General features: G+C 65.1%; 14 protein-coding genes. 5 read left to right on the top strand and 9 right to left on the bottom strand.

The window, feature by feature from the left end; translation table 11 throughout:
* Positions 1–132: 132 nt before the first annotated feature.
* The 4 genes from BO1_RS02900 to BO1_RS49445 form a co-directional block, all read right to left on the bottom strand.
* A complete protein-coding gene (locus BO1_RS02900; protein WP_028216264.1) occupies positions 133–1,218 on the bottom strand; it encodes a BMP family ABC transporter substrate-binding protein in 1,086 nt (361 codons plus the stop codon).
* A gap of 134 nt (positions 1,219–1,352) precedes the next feature.
* A complete protein-coding gene (locus tag BO1_RS02895; RefSeq protein WP_028216263.1) occupies positions 1,353–2,282 on the bottom strand; it encodes an ABC transporter permease in 930 nt (309 codons plus the stop codon).
* A 72-nt stretch (positions 2,283–2,354) separates the two neighbouring features.
* Positions 2,355–3,461, bottom strand: a complete 1,107-nt coding sequence (locus tag BO1_RS02890; protein ID WP_028216262.1) for an ABC transporter permease — start codon at positions 3,459–3,461, stop codon at positions 2,355–2,357.
* Positions 3,462–3,615: 154 nt separating this feature from the next.
* Positions 3,616–5,274 (bottom strand): ABC transporter ATP-binding protein, encoded by a 1,659-nt coding sequence (locus tag BO1_RS49445; protein ID WP_043283641.1) that lies wholly within the window; start codon positions 5,272–5,274, stop codon positions 3,616–3,618.
* A gap of 279 nt (positions 5,275–5,553) precedes the next feature.
* Here BO1_RS49445 and BO1_RS02880 point away from each other — a divergent pair, with 279 nt between their 5' ends.
* A complete protein-coding gene (locus BO1_RS02880; protein ID WP_028216261.1) occupies positions 5,554–6,486 on the top strand; it encodes a LysR substrate-binding domain-containing protein in 933 nt (310 codons plus the stop codon).
* A gap of 121 nt (positions 6,487–6,607) precedes the next feature.
* Here BO1_RS02880 and BO1_RS02875 read toward each other — a convergent pair whose 3' ends face one another.
* Complete coding sequence (locus BO1_RS02875; RefSeq protein ID WP_043283640.1) at positions 6,608–8,017, bottom strand: 8-oxoguanine deaminase; 1,410 nt, start codon at positions 8,015–8,017, stop codon at positions 6,608–6,610.
* A 227-nt stretch (positions 8,018–8,244) separates the two neighbouring features.
* Between BO1_RS02875 and BO1_RS02870 the strand changes: the two genes are divergently transcribed.
* The 3 genes from BO1_RS02870 (at position 8,245) to BO1_RS02860 (ending at position 10,386) form a co-directional block, all read left to right on the top strand.
* On the top strand, positions 8,245–8,523 hold the full coding sequence (locus tag BO1_RS02870) for a hypothetical protein (protein ID WP_028216259.1): 279 nt from the start codon (positions 8,245–8,247) through the stop codon (positions 8,521–8,523).
* 109 nt (positions 8,524–8,632) lie between these two features.
* Entirely contained in the window at positions 8,633–8,986 is a 354-nt protein-coding gene (gene uraH / locus BO1_RS02865; RefSeq protein ID WP_028216258.1) for a hydroxyisourate hydrolase, read from the top strand.
* 206 nt (positions 8,987–9,192) lie between these two features.
* Complete coding sequence (locus tag BO1_RS02860) at positions 9,193–10,386, top strand: urate hydroxylase PuuD (RefSeq protein ID WP_028216257.1); 1,194 nt, start codon at positions 9,193–9,195, stop codon at positions 10,384–10,386.
* A gap of 107 nt (positions 10,387–10,493) precedes the next feature.
* Here BO1_RS02860 and BO1_RS49440 read toward each other — a convergent pair whose 3' ends face one another.
* The 4 genes from BO1_RS49440 to BO1_RS02840 all read right to left on the bottom strand — a co-directional run bounded on the left by BO1_RS49440 (position 10,494) and on the right by BO1_RS02840 (position 16,617).
* Complete coding sequence (locus BO1_RS49440) at positions 10,494–12,320, bottom strand: TolC family outer membrane protein (protein ID WP_063744659.1); 1,827 nt, start codon at positions 12,318–12,320, stop codon at positions 10,494–10,496.
* Positions 12,317–14,431 (bottom strand): peptidase domain-containing ABC transporter, encoded by a 2,115-nt coding sequence (locus BO1_RS02850; protein WP_028216256.1) that lies wholly within the window; start codon positions 14,429–14,431, stop codon positions 12,317–12,319. Before BO1_RS02850 ends, BO1_RS49440 begins: the two co-directional genes overlap by 4 nt.
* Before the next feature lies 1 nt (position 14,432).
* Positions 14,433–15,653, bottom strand: coding sequence for an HlyD family secretion protein (locus BO1_RS02845; RefSeq protein WP_028216255.1), 1,221 nt, complete (start codon positions 15,651–15,653; stop codon positions 14,433–14,435).
* 109 nt (positions 15,654–15,762) lie between these two features.
* On the bottom strand, positions 15,763–16,617 hold the full coding sequence (locus BO1_RS02840) for a hypothetical protein (protein ID WP_245643691.1): 855 nt from the start codon (positions 16,615–16,617) through the stop codon (positions 15,763–15,765).
* A 702-nt stretch (positions 16,618–17,319) separates the two neighbouring features.
* Between BO1_RS02840 and BO1_RS49435 the strand changes: the two genes are divergently transcribed.
* A partial coding sequence (locus BO1_RS49435; RefSeq protein ID WP_043283637.1) for an ESPR-type extended signal peptide-containing protein occupies positions 17,320–18,491 on the top strand: 1,172 nt, incomplete at its 3' end.

The raw sequence follows: 18,491 nt of genomic DNA, 5'->3' as shown, positions 1-18,491 counted from the left end.
CGTGAAGGCTACGCGCAGCCGCATGGTGCTGCAAAGCGCCGTCGACAAGCACGGCCCGGGCGCTACGATTGAAATCGCCCTGGAACGCTTGCGGCACGCCTCACGCCGCAAGCGCGCCCCCGCGCCGCGCGCTTACTTCGGCAGCGAGCCGTCCACGCCCTCGACGTACCAGTTCAGGCGCTGCAATTCCGGATCGGTCAGCGTCTTGCCGGCCGGAATCTTGACTGCACCCGTCTGATCCTTGATCGGGCCCGTGAAGACGTCCCACTTGCCGCTTGCGATTGCCTCGCGCTTCGCGGCGACGGCCTTCTGCGCGTCGGCCGACAGCTCGGCCGTGTTCACGTCGCCGAGATCGACGGCCTTCTGCGGGATGCCCCACCAGACCGGATCGTTCTTCCACTTGCCGTCCAGCACCTGCTGGATCGCGGCAACGTAGTAGACGCCCCAGTTCGCCTCCACCGAGCCCAGGTGCGCGTTCGGGCCGAACTTCTTCATGTTCGAATCCCAGCCGAACGCGTGCACGTGCTTCTCTTCGGCGGTGGCGAGCGTCGCGCTCGAGTCGGTGTTTTGCAGCAGCACATCGGCGCCCTGGCCGATCAGCGTCTCGGCCGCCTGCTTCTCCTTGCCCGGATCGAACCAGCTATTGATCCAGATGACCTTGGTATGCACCTTCGGATTCACCGAGCGCGCGCCGAGCGTGTAGGCGTTGATGTTGCGCACCACTTCGGGAATCGGCACCGAGGCGACGAAGCCGAGCGTATTGGTCTTGGTGGCATAGCCCGCCGCGACGCCCGCGAGATACGCGCCCTGATACATGCGCACGTCATAGGTGCCGAAGTTCGCGGCCTTCTTGTAGCCGGTCGCGTGCAGGAACACGGTATCGGGGAAATCCTTCGCGACCTTCAGTTCGAAGTCCTGATAACCGAAGCTCGAGCCAAAGATGATCTTGTTGCCCTTGCTCGCGAGATCGCGGAACACGCGCTCCGAGTCGGCGGATTCGGGCACGTTCTCCACGCGCGTGATCTTGATCTTGTTGCCGAACTTCTGCTCGACCATTTTCGAGCCCTGATCGTGCGCGTAGGTCCAGCCGGCGTCGCCCGGATTGCCGAGATAGACGAACGCAACGCCCGGCACGTCGGCGGCCTGAGCCTGCGGCGCGAGCGCCGCCGCACCGCAGGTTGCGGCAACGGCGAAAGCGGTCAGGATGGTTTTTCTCATCGTGGATCTCCTGTCGTGGATAGGGATACTGCGAGCTTTCGAATCTTCTGCGGGGCGCCTGGGCAACCCAGGCGGCCGCGAGTTAGCCTTGCCTGGGCAGACCGACCTGCGTGGCCCCACCTGGGCGGCCCCACCTAGGCGGCCCCATAAAACGGCTTGCCGAGCGAGGCCGGCGCGTTCAGGCGGATCGTGTTCGGGTTACGGGAAATGAGCACGAGCACGACGATCGTCGCCACATAGGGGAGCATCGCGAGGAACTGCGTGGGCACCGGCACGCCGACGGCCTGTGCATAGAACTGCGCGCCCGTGACCGCGCCGAACAGCAGCGCGCCAATCAGGAGGCGCCCCGGCCGCCAGGTCGCGAACACGACGAGCGCGAGCGCGATCCAGCCGCGCCCCGCCGTGATCTGCTCCTGCCACAGATGCAGCTGGACGACCGAGTAATAGCTGCCCGCGAGCCCCGCCATCGCGCCGCCGAACGCCGTCGCGCAATACCGTACGCCAATCACCGGAAAACCCACCGAATGCGCGACCTGCGGCGACTCGCCCACCGAGCGCAGCACGAGCCCCGCACGCGTGCGATAGAGGAACCAGCCGACCACCGCGAACATCAGGAATGCGAGGTAATCGACGGGGGTGAGGCTGAAAAACGCCGGCCCGACCACGGGCAGATGCGAGAGACCCGGAATCGGCCAGGCGTCGATCGTCGCCGAGGTGGCTGCCGAGGTGTAGGGCTTGCCCACATACGCCGAAAGACCGACGCCGAAGATCGTGAGCGACAGGCCCGTAGCGACCTGGTTGGCCTGCATCGTGAGCGTGAGGAAGCCGAACAGCAGCGCCATGACGATGCCCGCGCCCATGCCGGCCAGCAGCCCGAGCCAGGGGTTGCCGGTGATCGTCGTAAGCGCGTAGCCGGTCACGGCGCCCATCAGCATCATGCCTTCCACGCCGAGGTTGAGCACGCCCGATTTTTCCGTGACGAGTTCGCCCACGCCCGCGAACATCAGCGGGATGGCCGCGGTGACGGCGCTCGAGGCGAGCGAGCTGGCTTGCTGGATATCCATGTGGTGGAGCCTCTTTCGAATGCTTTTTCGTGGTTGCTTTTTTGTGGATGGCGCGATCGACGGATCAGCCAGTCAATGTGCAGCCGCGACGGGATGACGGCGGCGCACGCGGTAGTTCACGAAGAGGTCCGCGCCGAGCAGGCAGAACAGCAACAGGCCCTGGAACACGCCCGAGAGCGCCTGAGGCAGTTGCAGCGAGGTCTGCACCGCTTCGCCGCCCAGATAGAGCAGCGCCATCAGCAGGCTCGCGAGCACGATCCCGACCGGATGCAGCCGTCCCACGAACGCGACGATGATGGCCGTGAAGCCGTACCCGGGCGACCAGGTCGCCTGCAACTGGCCGATCGGGCCCGCGATCTCGCCCATGCCCGCAAGACCGGCGAGGCCGCCGGAGAGCAGCAGCGAGGTCCAGATCGTCTTCTTCTCCGAGAAACCCGCGTAGCGCGCGGCGAGCGGCGCGAGGCCGCCCACGCTCATGCGATAGCCCGCGAAGCTGCGGCGCATGAAGAGCCAGACGAGCGGAATGGCCGCGAGCGTGAGGAAGATCGACGCGTTCAGTCGCGTGCCGCGCAGCCAGTGGATGCGCCAGTCGCCGCCGAAGGTCGGATAGAGCGCGTCGCCGCTGAACATCTCCGAAAGCGGGAAATTCATGCCGTTGGGGTCGCGCCACGGACCGCTCACGAGCCAGATCAGCAATTGCGTGGCGACGTAGGTCAGCATCAGGCTCGTCAGGATCTCGCTCGTGTTGAAGCGGCTCTTGAGCCAGGCGGGGATCGCCGCCCATGCCATGCCGCCCAGCACGCCCGCGAGCATCATGAGGAACAGGATCCACCAGCCGGTCGATTGATCGAAGTAGATGGCCACGCCGCTCGCCGCGATGCCGCCCAGCACCATCTGCCCTTCCGCGCCGATGTTCCAGACGTTGGCGCGGTAACCCGCGGCGAGACCCAGTGCGATCAGGCAGAGCGGCGAGGCCTTGAGCAGCAGTTCGGACCAGCCGTTGACGCTCGAAAGCGGGTCGATGAAAAACGCATGCATCGCCTGCACGGGATCGCGCCCGACGAGGCCGAAAATCACAAAGCCGATCGCGAGCGTGAGGAGTGCGGCAACCAGCGGCACGGCGATGCGAACCGTGCGGGAAGGCGTTGTGCGGGCTTCGAGGCGGTACGGAAAGATCATGATGACGATATCGGCAATCGGTCCGGTTGTTGTGGTTTCGGCTCGGGTGGAGAACCTTGGGTCGCGCTTGGCTCAGGTCTGCGTCACGGGCTTGCTACGTGCTCGCGAGGTTCATGTCGCGTGCACAGTGCGCCTGCATCGCAGACCGGTAGCGTCACGCATGTGCGGTAGGCGCGGCCGGCTCCGCGGGCGGCGGTCCGCCGTCCGGGCGCCCGGCGTGTCCACCGCGATCGCCGAACAGGCCCGCCATCCAGCGGCCGATCTCCTCGGCGTTGGTCTCGCCCGTGAGACGCGCGGGCGACAGCCGCCCGCCCGCAAGCACCGCGATGCGGTCGCAGATGTCGAAGAGCTCTTCGAGCTCTTCCGAAATCACGAGGATCGCCACGCCGCGCGCCGAGAGGTCGAGCAACTGCTGCCGGATGAACGCCGCCGCGCCAACGTCCACGCCCCAGGTGGGCTGCGCGACCACCAGCACCTTCGGCGCCTGCAGGATCTCGCGCCCGACGATGTACTTCTGCAGATTGCCGCCCGAGAGGCTCTGGGCCAGCGCGTCGGGCCCGCCGCAGCGTACGTCGAAGGCCTCGATGCAGCGCTCGGCGAACGCGCGCATCGCGCCGGTCCTGAGCCAGCCCGAGCGCACCATCCCCTGGCGATGCCCCGTGAGCAGCGCGTTTTCCGAGAGCGACATCGCCGGCACGGCGCCGCGCCCGAGCCGCTCCTCGGGCACGAAGGCGAAGCCCAGCCTGCGCCGCGCACCGGCGGAAAGACGCGCGGCGGGCTTGCCGCAGATCGTCACGGTATCGGCGGCCGCGCCGTGGCGGCCCGCCCGGGACTGGAAGGCGTCGCGCGCCTCGCCCGAGAGCGCGGCGAGCAATTCCGCCTGGCCGTTGCCGGACACGCCGGCAATCCCGAGGATCTCGCCCGCGTGCACGGCGAACGTGACGTCGTCGAGCGAAGTGCCGAACGGGTCCTCGCTGGGCATCGACAGATGCTTCACGTCGAGCAGCACGTCACCCGGCGTATGCGCGCGGCGCGTATAGTCGGGCAGCTCGTGCCCCACCATCAGCCGCGCGAGCGAGGCATGCGTTTCCTCACGCGGAATCACGTTGCCGGTCACCTTGCCCCCGCGCAGCACCGTGGCCGTGTCGCAAAGCTCCTGGATTTCATCGAGCTTATGGCTGATGTAGAGAATGCTGCAGCCTTCCGATGCAAGCCGGCGCAAGGTTCCGAATAGCTTGCGCACGGCCTGCGGCGTGAGCACCGAGGTCGGCTCGTCCATGATCAGCAGGCGCGGGTTCTGCAGCAGGCAGCGCACGATCTCCACGCGCTGCCGCTCGCCCACGGTGAGGCTGTGCACGTGGCGCTGCGGATCGACGTCGAGCCCGTATTGCGCCGACACCTCGCGGATGCGCTGACCGAGCGCCTTGAGGTCGAACGCCTCGTCGAGCGAGAGCGCGATGTTCTCGCCCACGGTGAGCGTTTCGAACAGCGAGAAGTGCTGGAACACCATGCCAATGCCGAGCTTGCGCGCCGCAGCCGGGTTCGGGATGTCGACCGTCTCGCCTTCCCAGCGGATCTCGCCCGCGTCCGGGCGCACGGCGCCGTAGACGATCTTCATGAGCGTGCTCTTGCCCGCGCCGTTCTCGCCGAGCAGCGCATGAATCTCGCCGGGCGCGACCGTCAGCGTGACGTTGTCGTTCGCGCGCACGGCGGGATATTGCTTCGTGATGCCCGCAAGCGCGAGCCGTGGGACGCGCGCGTCTGCGCCCCCCGCGTGTGGACTGCCGGCCAGACGTGAAGAAGAATCGCCCATGGAGGTTCCGCCGTAGTACGTTATGGCTATCTGTGTTTTGACGTGGTGCGATGTCGCTCGATATTGCGGCGAGCCCCCGTAAAGCCTCGCCGTGTGAAATGACAATACCCTGTTAGCCGTGCCAGCGTCGAGCCGCCAAAAATCCGCGTACCCCGCGCGGAATGGGCTCGGCAGCGGGGCTTAGTGGAAAGCCTCCCTTGACTGCCTTTGCTGTTCATATTAAAAAACGTATACTCACAAAGCCCCTCGATCAGCCTAAACATATAATCCGGAGAGTTCATGAGCCAGCAACGCGAGGCGATCGACACGTACCTCTTGCGCGTCTTGCACACCCTTTTGATGGAGCGCAGCGTCACGCGCGCCGCCGTCAAGCTCAATCAATCGCAACCTGCGATCAGCGCGGCGCTGCGGCGCCTGCGCGACATCACCGGCGACCCGCTCCTCGTGCGCGGCAAATCCGGCATGGTGCCCACCGAATACGGCCTGCGCCTGCTCGAACCCGTGCAGAATGCCCTGCGTGAGATCGAGCGCATTCGCTTCCAGCAACACAATTTCGATCCGGCCACGTCCATCCGCTGCTATCGCATCGGTTGCCCGGACTACCTGAACGTGCTGTTCGTGCCCACCGTGGTCGAGCGTTTTCGCCAGGCCGCGCCCAACGCCACGCTCGAGTTTCATTCGCTTGGGCCCTCGTTCGACTACGAGCTCGCGCTCGAGGAGGGCAAGCTCGATATCGTGATCGGCAACTGGCCCGAGCCGCCCGAGCAATTGCACCTCTCGAACCTGTTCGTCGACCAGATCGTCTGCCTGATGAGCAATACGCACCCGTTCGCCAAGCGCGGCGGGCTCACGCTCGACCAGTACCTGAACGCGCCGCACCTCGCGCCCACGCCCTACTCCGTGGGCCAGCGCGGCGCCATTGACGTGCACCTCGCGCGCGAGCGCCTCAAGCGCCACGTGGTCGTCACGCTGCCGTACTTCAACCTCGCGCCCTACGTGCTCATCAAGTCGGATCTCGTCTTCACCACGACGCGCCTGTTCGCCGACCATTACGCGCGCTTCCTGCCGCTCACGGTCGTGCCCGCGCCGCTCGATTTCCCGCCGATGCAGTACTACCAGTTGTGGCATGAGCGCTGTCATTACTCGGACGAAGTACGCTGGTTACGCAGCCTCGTCACCGAAGCAACGAAAACGCTGATCGACAAGCCCTGAACGGTGCGTGACGCGGCCGCGGCGAGATGACCGCCCGCCTTTGCGTCACGGCACTTTCAACGTAGTTCCACCACGGGCGGCCCGCACATGCGCGCCGCCCGCTTCATTCCTACCCGCTCTTTTATCTCGCCGACTGCACGAGCTGCCCTGCGAGCCGGTTATGCCGCTCGATCACGGGTCCGAGCTCGACCGTTTGCAGCACACCTTCCTTCACGACGATCCGCCCGCCGATCACCGAGAGCGCGACCTGCGACGGCGCGCAGAACACGAGCGCCGCCACCGGATCGTGCAACGCACCGGCAAAGAGCGGCTGGCGCAGGTCGAAAGCGACGAAATCGGCGGCCATGCCCGGGGCGAGCGCGCCGATGTCGTCGCGGCCCAGCACCTGCGCGCCGCCCAGCGTGGCGATCTCGAGCGCCTCGCGCGCGGTCATCGCGTCGGGGCCGAAGCCCACGCGCGCGAGCAGCATCGCCTGACGCGCTTCGGCCACCATCTGCGCGCCGTCGTTCGAGGCGGAGCCGTCCACGCCGAGGCCGACCGGGACGCCCGCGAGACGCATTTTCTTGACAGGCGCGATGCCCGAGGCCAGCCGCATGTTCGAGCACGGGCAATGCGCGACGCCGGTGCCGGTGCGCCCGAACAGGCCGATGCCGTGCTCGTCGAGCTGCACGCAGTGGGCGTGCCAGACGTCGCGGCCCACCCAGCCCAGATCCTCGGCGTACTCGGCCGGCGTCATGCCGAACTTTTCGCGGCTATAGGCGATGTCGTTGACGTTCTCCGCGAGGTGCGTGTGCATGGAGACGCCATAGTGGCGCGCGAGCGTCGCCGACTCGCGCATGAGGTCGCGGCTCACGGAGAACGGCGAGCACGGCGCCACCACGACGCGCAGCATCGCGTACCGGCCCTCGTCGTGATACGTCTCGATGAGACGCTGGGTATCGGCGAGAATCGCGTCTTCGTTTTCGACCACGGAGTCGGGCGGCAGGCCGCCGTCCTTCTGGCCGACGCTCATGCTGCCGCGGCTCGCGTGAAAGCGCATGCCGATCTGCTGGGCGGCGCGGATGCTGTCGTCGAGACGGCTGCCGTTCGGGTAGATGTAAAGATGGTCGCTCGAGGTCGTGCAGCCGGAGAGCAACAGCTCAGCCATGGCCGTGAGCGTCGAGACCTCGATCATCTCGGGCGTGAGGTTCGCCCAGACCTTGTAGAGATTCGTGAGCCAGCCGAACAGCTCGGCGTCCTGCGCGGCGGGCACGGCGCGCGTGAGGCTCTGGTACATGTGATGGTGCGTGTTGACGAGCCCCGGCGTGATGATATGGCCGCTCGCGTCGATTACCTCGTCGGCCGTGGCCGGCAGACTTTCCGTCGGGCCGACCGCGACGATGCGGTTGTCTTCGACGTAGATGCCGCCGCCGCGGATCTCGCGCCGCGTGTCGTCCATCGTCACCAGCATGTCGGCGTTCTTCACCAGCAGGGTCTTGCCGCGACCTTGCCCTGCGCCCTGGGCGTTCGATGTGCGGTTGGTGGGTTCCATCGTGTCTGTTCGCTCCGTTGTCTTGCCGCGGTGCACGCCTCGCGCTGCTTAGCACGCCGTACGCCGCGTTTGAGATACCGTGAATGTGAATCAGACGCCCTCGCCGCACGCGCCGGTCATCGGGGAACCCGGTGCCGACGCGTCCCGACTGAAGACGCCGCTGGCCCGGTTACCCAGCGCCTGGCGCCGTCTTCGGGACGCGCGGCCCACCTTCCGGCGAGCCGCGCATGAGCGTTACCTTCCACGGCCAAAAAAACGCTGACAATTCGCCCAGACGAGATACCCGAATTCACGCGATTCATATAAAGGTCGATTTTTGGCAGGTTTACGATGCTGCCATGGGTGAAAACCCGAACTTCGAACGGGCCGAAAGCCCCATGGAGCAAGGCTCCGAGCGCGAGGCACATGCTGCCGGCATTATCTTTCCTATCGCTCGCGCGCTTATGCCGCAATCGTTCTTAAAATGCGTGCACGGCGCTCGCTTCGATCCGCCGACGGGTATGTAGCCACAGCTGATGTGGAGCCTCGATCCGCCGCAAGAATCTTCGGATTCATCGGATCGGGCTTCCGCCGAAACCTCGCAATGACACCAGGAAAAGACAAGGAAAACTGCGAATGGGCAAGCTGACTACCCACGTGCTCGACACCGCGAACGGCCGTCCCGGCGCGGGCATCAAGGTCGAACTCTTTGCGCTCGACGGCGAGGCACGCCGTGCGCTGAAGACCGTTACGACCAACCACGACGGCCGCTGCGACGAACCGCTGCTCGAAGGCACGGCACTCGCCACGGGCGAATACGAACTGGTGTTCCATGCCGGCGACTACTTCGCCGCGCTCGGCGCCAAAGTGCCGGAACCGCGCTTCGTGGACCGCGTCGTGCTGCGTTTCGGCATCGCCGACACCGGCGCGCACTACCACGTGCCGCTGCTCGTTTCGCCGTGGGCGTACAGCACCTATCGCGGTAGCTGAGCGGCCCTGCGAGATCCAAGAACGCATAACAGCATAGCAACGAGACTGGCGGCAAGCGCGCGCGAGCGACGCCCCGCTTTTGCGGCGCCACACTTTCTCATGGCGTTTGGCGCGAGGCCGGTTCCCCCGGGTCCTGCGCGCCGCCCCCCAGTCAGCGCGAGACGCATCGCCGTCCGCGCGCAACGAATCAGGAGTGGAGGAGTTTCATGGAAGGCTTTATTACCGACTGGCTGAACCTCGCGTTGCGCTGGTTCCACGTCATCGCGGCCATCGCCTGGATTGGCGAATCGTTCTACTTCGTCGCGCTCGACAACAGCCTCAAACCGCCTACGGACCCGAACCAGAAGCGTCGCGGCGTGTTCGGCGAGCTGTGGCACGTGCACGGCGGCGGCTTCTACAACATGCAGAAGTACACCGTCGCGCCGCCCGAAATGCCGGACGACCTGCACTGGTCGAAGTGGCCCTCGTACACGACGTGGCTCTCGGGCGCGTCGCTGTTCACGGTGCTGTACCTGATGGCGCCGAACACGTACCTGATCGACAAGAACGTGCTCGACATGGGTCCCGTGGTCGCGATCTTCTCGGCGCTCGGCTTCCTCGCCGCCGGCTGGATCGTCTACGACTCGCTGTGCCGCCTGCTCGGCACCAACGACAAGCTGCTCGGCGTGTGCGTCGGCATCTACGTCGTGGTCGCAGCCTACCTCGCTTGCCACATCTTCTCGGGCCGCGCAGCGTACCTGATCATGGGCGCGATGCTGGCGACGATCATGTCGGCGAACGTGTTCTTCGTGATCATCCCCGGTCAGCGCAAGATGGTCGCAGCGATGCTCAAGGGTGAAACGCCGAACCCGATCTACGGCAAGCGCGGCAAGCAGCGCTCGGTGCACAACACCTACTTCACGCTGCCCGTCGTGTTCGCGATGCTGTCGAACCACTACGCGATGACCTACTCGCACGCCTACAACTGGGCCGTGCTCGTCGTGATCATGCTGGCCGGCGCGCTGATTCGCCAGTTCTTCGTGATGCGTCACCGTGGTCAGCAGCTGTGGTATCTGCCGATCGGCGGCGTGGTGCTGATGTTCGTCGCACTGGTCTGGACGCTGCCGCGCCCGGTCGTGCCGCAAGCCGAAGCCGCGAACGCCCCGACGCTCAAGATCTCGGACATCCAGCCGATCCTGACGCAGCGCTGCGCGACCTGCCACTCGGCACACCCGACGATGATGGGCTCGGCACCTGCCGGCGTGATGTTCGATACGCCCGATGAAATCTCGCAGAACGCCCAGCGGCTGTATCAGCAGGCCGTCACGCTCAAGGCCATGCCGCTCGGCAACGTCACGCACATGACCGACGACGAGCGTCAAAAGATTGCCGCGTGGTTCGAAGGCGGCGCGAAGCAGTAATCGCCGTCTAGTCACGGTTCAAGCAGTCAGGCAGGACGAAAAAAGCCCGAAGCTCAGCGCTTCGGGCTTTTTTCTTTGGGCGGCCAGGCAATAAACGGGTGCGACGCTTAGGGAGCGAGTGGTACGTAGCCGTTACGCAGGGCTGGCGCCGCCGGTGCCATGTCCGATGCAGATAGCGCCCGTGGTGCACGCGGTGCTGGCGTGGCCGTTGTTGATGTCGCTGGTGCTGGTGCTGGTGCAGTCGATGTTGGTGGCACTGGCGCAGTCGCTGATGCCGGTGCTGATGCCGGTGCTGATGCCGGTACTGGTGCTGGCGCGGCCATGACGGCGCCACGCGGCGGCAGTGTCACCTCGCGTTTCGGCTCCGCGGAAGCCTCGCTTTGCGCCGACGCTCGCGCGACAACAGGCAAAACAGGACCGGTTTCCCGCACCAACGGCCCGTCAGTGCGCGGCGTCGCTGTTACGGCTGCGCGCGGACCACTGACGATTTTCTCTACGGCATTCACGTCGCGGCGCGCCGACGCCTTGCCTGCATCAGCCTGGCCGCCTGCGGCTGGCAGCGGCTGTGCTGGCAGCGCCGGCATTGCCGCCCTGCTCACCTGCTCGCGTTCTTGTCCCCCGCCCTCCGTAAAGAGCTGCGCATTGATGCGCCCGACTTCGTCGAGATCGAGCGTAGCGGTTTGCGAGAGCAGCTTGAGCAAAGCGAGCACGGCGTCGTAGCGCGCGCGTATCAGGTCGCGCCGGCTCGCATAGAGCGTATCGGTCGCGCGCAGCACATCGAGGCTCGTACGGCTCCCCACGCCGAAGCCAATGCGGGTCGCGTCGAGCGCCGTCTGCGCGCGCCCCACGACCTGCTCCAGCGCATTCACGCGCGCCTCGCCCGAGCTCACGCGCAGCCACGCGTCGCGCGCGCCGGCGCCCGAGTCGCGCACCGCCGCGTCGAGCTCATCGCGCGCCTTGTCTTCCAGCGCCGTCGCCTCGGCCACTTTCGCCGTGATCTCCCCGCCCGAGAAAATGGGAATCGTGACGGAGACCATGCCGGTCGTCGTCGTCGTGGGTCTCGAATAGCCGCCCGCCGCACCGGCCGGCGTGTGGGTAACCTGCAAGTCGACCGTCGGATAACGTCCCGCGCGCGCCTTTTCGGTCTCGAATTTCGCGATCTGCAGCGCCACCTCGCCGATCTGCACCGTATAGCCGCGCGACTGCGCCTGGGTGACCCACGGTTCGACGTCGGGGGGCTGCAACTTCGGTGCGCCGCCGGGCGGCAGCGGCGCAAGCGTCTCCACGCTCTTGCCGGCGATGCGTTCGAGCGCCGCGCGCGCAAGACGCGCCTGGCTCTGCGCATCGAGCAACTGCAGTTGCGCCTGCGCACGGCTCGCCTCGCCGTCCTGCACGTCGATCAGCGTCGCCTCTCCGGCCGCCTTCGCGCGCATGACCAGCGCGAGATGCGCATCGAGCGCGCGCAAATAGTCGGTGGCCCGCGCCACTTCGTCGCCGGCGGCGAGCGCGTCGAAATACGCCTGCGCCGCCGCGAGGATGGTGTCCTGGGTGGCGCTGGCCACCTCCAGGCGGCCGCGCGCCACCTCGTAGTCGGCCTGCCGGTACGCGGTCCAGCTCGCCCAGTTGAAGAGCGGCTGCGTCAGCCCGATCGTCCAGCCGCTCTGCCAGTAGTGCTGGGTCGGGAAATCCTCGGTCACGATGCCGTTATAGGCGCGGCCCCATCCGCCGGTGACATGAGGCAGGAGTCCCGCACGCGCTTTGGGGATGGCCTGCGCGGCGGCGCGTGAAGCCGCGCGCGAGGCGGCGAGCGCCGGGTCGTGATCGAGCGCATCGTCGACCACGGAAAGCAGGTCCGCGGCGCGCGCCCCGCTCACGAGCAGCAGGCAGGCAAGTGCGATCGCGCGCACGGCGCGCCGGGGACGAGCGCCGTTCATGCGATGCCCTCCATCGCGGCGCCGGCGTGCTCGCGCTCGACGCGCACGAACGCACCGTCGACGAGCCGGTAGTGCTTCTCGAAGCCCTCGGCCATGGCAACGTCATGCGTGATGACCACGACCGTACGATCGAGTCGCTGGAGCAACGCCGAAATGCGCCGCACGGCAACGGGGTCGAGATTCGAGGTCGGCTCGTCGAGCAGCAACAGCTCGCGCCGCTGATACAGCGCGCGGGCCAGCAGCAAGCGCTGCCGCTGCCCTGCGGAGACATTCGCCAGCGAATCGCTGATGATCGTGCGTGTGCGCATTGGCAAGCGCATCACGTCCTCGAGCAGGCCGACCTCGTCGAGCAGCGCGAGAATGCGTGCTTCGTCGGGATTGCCTTCGAACAGCGAAATGTTGTCGGCGATCGAGCCGCGCAGGATGATGTCGCCCTGCCGCATGTGGACGGCGTGACGGCGGATCTCGTCGACGCTCAGATTGGGCCATGCAATCCCGTTGAGCGTGATCTCGCCTTGCTGCGGCACTTCCGAAGCGGCCAGCAATTTGAAGAGCGTGGACTTGCCCGCGCCCGACGGCCCCGTGATGACGATTTTGTCGCCGCGCGCGATATCGATGCTCGCCCCCGCGAGCACGGGCTGGTCGGAAACGCCGTAGGCGAAGGTCACGTTGCGCACGCCGATGCGCTCGAATTCACGCACCTCGACGGTCTTGTGCATATCGGCGAGCGCCGTATAGCGCTCCGGCTCGCAGGCGACGATATCGTCGACCCGTGCGACGGGCACGCTCAGCATGTAGTACGCAAAGCCCGTATTGATGGTGGCGGCGATCCGCTCGGAAAAGAGCGCCTTGTAGATCATGAACGAGTAGAAGGCGCCGACGGAGAGCACGCCGCCCAGCATCAGCTTTGCGGCGAACCAGGTGACGGCGAGCGTCTCCACGTGCATGAGCAGCTTGAGGACCGCGTCACGCGTGGCCGAAAGCCGGCTGCTCTGGAACAGCGCCGAGGCATAGGTGCGAAAGAGCTCCATATAACGCGCCACGCGGCGCGTCTCGCCTTGCGAGAGCTTGATGAGCGACGCGCCGCGCACGGTCTCGAAGAGCGCGTCGTCGCAACGGGCCCCTTCCTGCAGAACGCGTGCGTGCGCATCGCGCATCGACGCGAAGATCGCCCCTGAAACGATGATGTAGACCGCAAAGATCACCAGCACGACGACAGATAGTTTGGCATTCTGAACAAACATCAACAGCATCGCGAGCAGACCGACCGTCACATCGATGCAGAACGACACGGCCTGACGTGAGCCGAAGACGTTGATCTCTTCCTGGGACTTGAAGCGCGTGAAGATGTCACCGACGTTGCGCTTCTCGAAGTACGCGATCGGCACGCGCAGCAGGTGCGCAAAGAGCCCCTCGGTGGAATTCACGCTGATGCGCGCGTACAGCAACTCGACGAGCACGCCCTGCACGTACTGGCTGAGCGCGCCGACCAGGAAGATCGTCCCGAAGGTGAGCGCGAGCACGTTGAGCAACTCGAGGTTGTCCGCGGCCACGACATGATCGAGCGCGAACGAGCCGAAATACGGCTGCGCGAGGATCGCAAACTGCGCCCCGAGCGCAACGAACAGAATCTTCCCGAACTGGCCCCGCAGTTGCGGATTGAGCGCGCGCAGGCGCGCGAGCGCTGCGGGCACTCGCGAGCGCCGCTTGATGCGCGTGAGCGCCGGGGTTGGCGCGCATTCGATCAGGTAGCCGGAAACGCAAGCGAGGAAGGTGTCCATCGCGATGCGCCGGCGTCCGACCGCTGGATCGAGCAAGGTGACGTAGTTACGTGTCGCGCGCTCGAACACCACGAAATGCGCACCGCCGAAATGGATGATCGAGCCGCGCTTGATTTCGCCGACCTGCGACCCATCGAAGCGGAACGCCTGGACTTCGAGGCCGAAATCGGTTGCCGTATCGTACAGGTCCATCAGCGAAAGACCGTTCGCGGAGATCGGCCGGTACGCCGATAGCTCGCGCACCTCCGTGGCGCGCCCGAAATGCGTGAGCACCATGGCAAGACACGCGTAGCCGCACTCGGCGACTTCGTTCTGGTAGATCACCTGCATTTCAGCCTCGTACGATCTTGAACAGCGGCTCGAGCACCCATTCGGCGATGGTGCGCCGCTCGACGACGACACTCGCGGTCGCCTGCATGCCTGGCAGAATGTCAAAGCGCTGCGAGCCGTAGTGGAACGTGTGGCCGGGCAGCGTGACCCACGCGACGTACTCGTCGCCCTGGTCTGGCGGCATGCCGCCGTTGCCGGCGGCCGCAGCGGCTTCCGGCCCGGTGGGCGCCGACGCTGCAGCGACCGTCGTGCGCGAAATCGAGTCGATACGCGCTTCGTACGAGCCGAAGCGCGCGTAGGGAAACGCGTCGAACTTCAGGCGCACCGTCTGCCCCTCGTGCACGAAACCGCGACGGCGCGACGGAATGCGCAATTCGGCGCGCAGGGGCTGCGTCGGGTCCGTGACGATTACCATGGCGACATCGCCGGGCTGGAGCGTGCTCCCCTGCACGAGACGCGAGAACGTCACCGTGCCGGCTTTCGGCGCGGAAATCGTCGCGTCGCGGCGGTTCTGCTCGAAACGGGCATCCGCTTCCTGAAGATCGCGCGCATGGCTCGCTTCGAGTTCGTTGAGCTGCGCGGTGAGCGAGGTCTGGCTGTTCTGCAGGTCGGCGAGTGCCGCCATAGTCTGCTGCCGACGCGAGGACGCCTCCGCGCGCGCGATACGGCTCTGATGCAGATCCGCGCGCGCCTGCTCGACACGGTCGGCAGCGACATAGTCCGAAACGGATTCGAGCCGCGCGAGCTTCTTTTGCGCCTCGCTCACGAGCAGGCTGTTCTGCGCGCCCTGCACGTCCAGCTCGGCAAGCTCCGCGCGACGGCTCGCTTCGTTCGTGCGTGCCGTGGCGAGCTGGCTCGTGAGATCGATATGCCGCTGCGTATAGCGCGCGTCGGCGGCGCGTCGCTCTTCGTCGCGCACCTGGACATCGAATACGGATCGGCGCACACCATCGCCCGCGAGCGACAAATCGCGCTCGACGCGAAAAAGCGGCTGACCGGCGCTCACCTGCTCGGGTGGCCGAACGTAGATCGACGAAATCAGCCCGCTCGCGCCTTGTATCTTGATTTCCGCAGGCGACACGATCTCGCAGCGCACATCCTGCTTGAGTTCGACTTCATGCGTAAAGGCGAATGCAACGCCCAACACGACGATTGTCGATGCCGCATAGGCAATCCAGCGCCAGCGGATATCCCGAAACTCGGGAAGATAAATCGGTTCCACGTTGTTATAAGTCCCCGCGGCCGGTCATGCCGGCCGATCGTGTATTCTCCGGCGCTACGCGCCGATTGGTCTGCTCGTGCGGCTATTTGTTAAAATTTGTTAAAGATTCCTAACGACTAGTGGCGAAGTGATAGACCGATGGATGCCCGGCGTAGAGCCAATGCGGATAATTTTCCCGGCGCGCAATCTCGATATTGTCGGCGAGACGTTGCGGCGCGGCGGCATCGGCAAGCGCGATGGGCTCGAACATCCTAACCCCGAAGCGCCCTGTCTCAAAGCTCAGATAAAACGGCAGCAGGAGCGCATCCACGGGCGTGCCGATCCGGAAGACGCCGTTGTGCACGCGCGCCGACCTGCCGCCGATCGTCACGCCTACCGTCTCCATCGGATATTTGGCCAGCGTATACGGCGGAACGTCGGAAAACACCACCGCTACGCCGTCGCGACGCAGTGCGCGTAAGACCCTCAAGCCCAAACTGTTGCGGCTCTCGCGACCTTTTTCATCGTAGGTATAGAGGACGCGAAGCGAAGGAATCATCGCAGCGTCGTTGCCGTAAATGTCGCGCGGCACACCGGACACAACCGCCATCGACTCGAGACCCAACACGCGGCGCACTTCGTCGACTACATAGATGTTCGCGTATTGCGATACGTAGTGAAATGGCGAGAGCACCACGACTCGACCGGGTTCGCTGGCCTTGATCTGCTTGATCCGCGAGGCCAGTTGATGCGCGGCAGCTCGCAGATCGGGCCACGCGTCCCGGCGCAGCGCGCGCCCGGCGTAAATACGTTCATCGAGCCACGCTTCGCGCACGTTCGCGCTCATCGTGCGCAACGCCTGCGCGCGCGCGAGGCCGATGTCGATGCGCCCGGTCTCGTAGCGCGACACGCCAGTCGCACGAAGCCGGCCGTCATAGGCCGCCCGGATCATCCAGCTGGCGAGTGCGATTCGCTCGACCGCCACGAAAGGCAGGCATGCGAGCAACCTTCGGCGCAGCGCCAGCCGCCGACTCGCGAGTCGTGCGTAAAGACGTTTGAGTGATTGCGAAAGTGCGCCGGCGGTCATGTCCATGGCCCAACGAAGCGGAACGAACCCAAGCCCGAAAAGAAGAAAGGGGGCGTCCCCCCTTTCGTTCAGCTCAGACGATTAGCGCGGAACCGGCGTCGGATCCGGCTGCGGCTGATTCTTGCACTTGCAGCAACCGCCTGCGAGTTTGGCGTTGGCGAGTTGGCCGCGATCGATTTTTTCCATTTCTGGTTCTCCAGTGTGTAGGTGAAAACCACCCCGTTTTGGTGGCGCGGCTATCTTAACAGGCGGAATTAAATCCAATCCATTGTTGACATATTTTCATATTAATTTACAAAAATCCACAATACTCTCAATTTTATTAGTTTTTCTATCCAATCAATAAGAATATTGATTTATCGCTGACGTCAAGCCGTAAAAATAATCTGTATGGGCTACGCACAAAAAAATTCGTCATCCGAAGCTGATAACAGTTTCCAACCCGAATTAAGAATATTCGTATTCCTGACACCCATGCTCCACCCATAGAGTTGCGCCACGCATCGCCAAAACGTGGCTTTTTTTTCGAGATCCAGACATTCGCGAGGATGTCAGAGGCGCATGCGCGGACTAAAAATCAACTCTAATATGGTTGCCTGAATGAATAAGACCTATCGCTCAGTCTGGAGCGAAACAGACCAAACTTGGGTAGCTGCGCCCGAAACCGCCACGGCACACCGCAAATCTTCGCGCCGGCTCGCCGTCCTCGCCACCGGGGCTGTTGGACTCGCAACAAGCCTCACATCGGGTGCTACCTTTGCCGCGACAGCGGGAACGCTGGGCCAGGGCGGTCTCGAGATTTGCTCGGGCGCAAAGGGGTATGCGTGGGGCTACAGCGGCGGCAGCGAGTCGCTCGACTGCTCGACCGACGGCAAGGGCACAAGCGACGGCCTCGCCTTCTCGCTGAACAACGCTGCGGATACGAAGGGCGGCTATGGGTTCGGCGCGTCGACGGCGCAGGTGGCCGGCTACACGAACGGCACGCTCAATATCCGTGGCGCGAGCGTCATGGTCTATGGCCCGACGACGTTCGACAGCGTCGTCACGATGAGCAACCAGAAGATCGTGCAACTCGCGCCGGGCAAGATTTCGGCGGACAGCACGGAAGCCGTCAACGGCTCGCAGCTCTATGCCATCGCTTCTGGCATCGGCAACGCGGTGCAATACGACTCGCCGGCACAGAGCTCGGTCACCCTGGGCGGCACGAATGCCAGCGCACCGGTCGCGCTGCATAACGTGGCCAATGGCGCGCTGTCGCCTGCCAGCGCCGACGCCGTCAACGGCGCACAGCTCTACGACACGAATTCGCACATCTCGAACCTCGCTGGCGACGTCACCAACATCCAGGGTGACATTACCAACATCAACGGCAAGCTCGCCGATGCGGTGGTCTACGATACGTCGGCGCACGATGCGCTGACGCTCGGCGGCGTGAACGCCAGCAAGCCGGTCGCACTGCATAACGTGGCCAACGGCGACATTTCGGTTGCCAGCACCGACGCGGTCAACGGCGCTCAGCTCTTCGACACGAACTCGCACATCTCGGACCTCGCCGGCGACGTCACCACCATCCAGGGTGACATCACCAACATCAACGGCAAGCTTGCCGATGCCGTGATCTACGACTCGTCGGCGCACGATGCGGTGACGCTCGGTGGCTCGGGCGCCAATCCGGTCGCACTGCATAACGTGGCCAACGGCGACGTTTCGGCTGCCAGCACCGACGCCGTCAACGGCGCGCAGCTCTACGACACCAATTCACACATCTCGGA

It is taken from the genome of Paraburkholderia oxyphila NBRC 105797 (genome assembly GCF_000685075.1).
Lineage (GTDB): Bacteria > Pseudomonadota > Gammaproteobacteria > Burkholderiales > Burkholderiaceae > Paraburkholderia > Paraburkholderia oxyphila.
The sequence above is the reverse complement of the archived record's forward strand: the minus strand, read 5'-3'. Positions and strand labels throughout refer to the sequence as shown.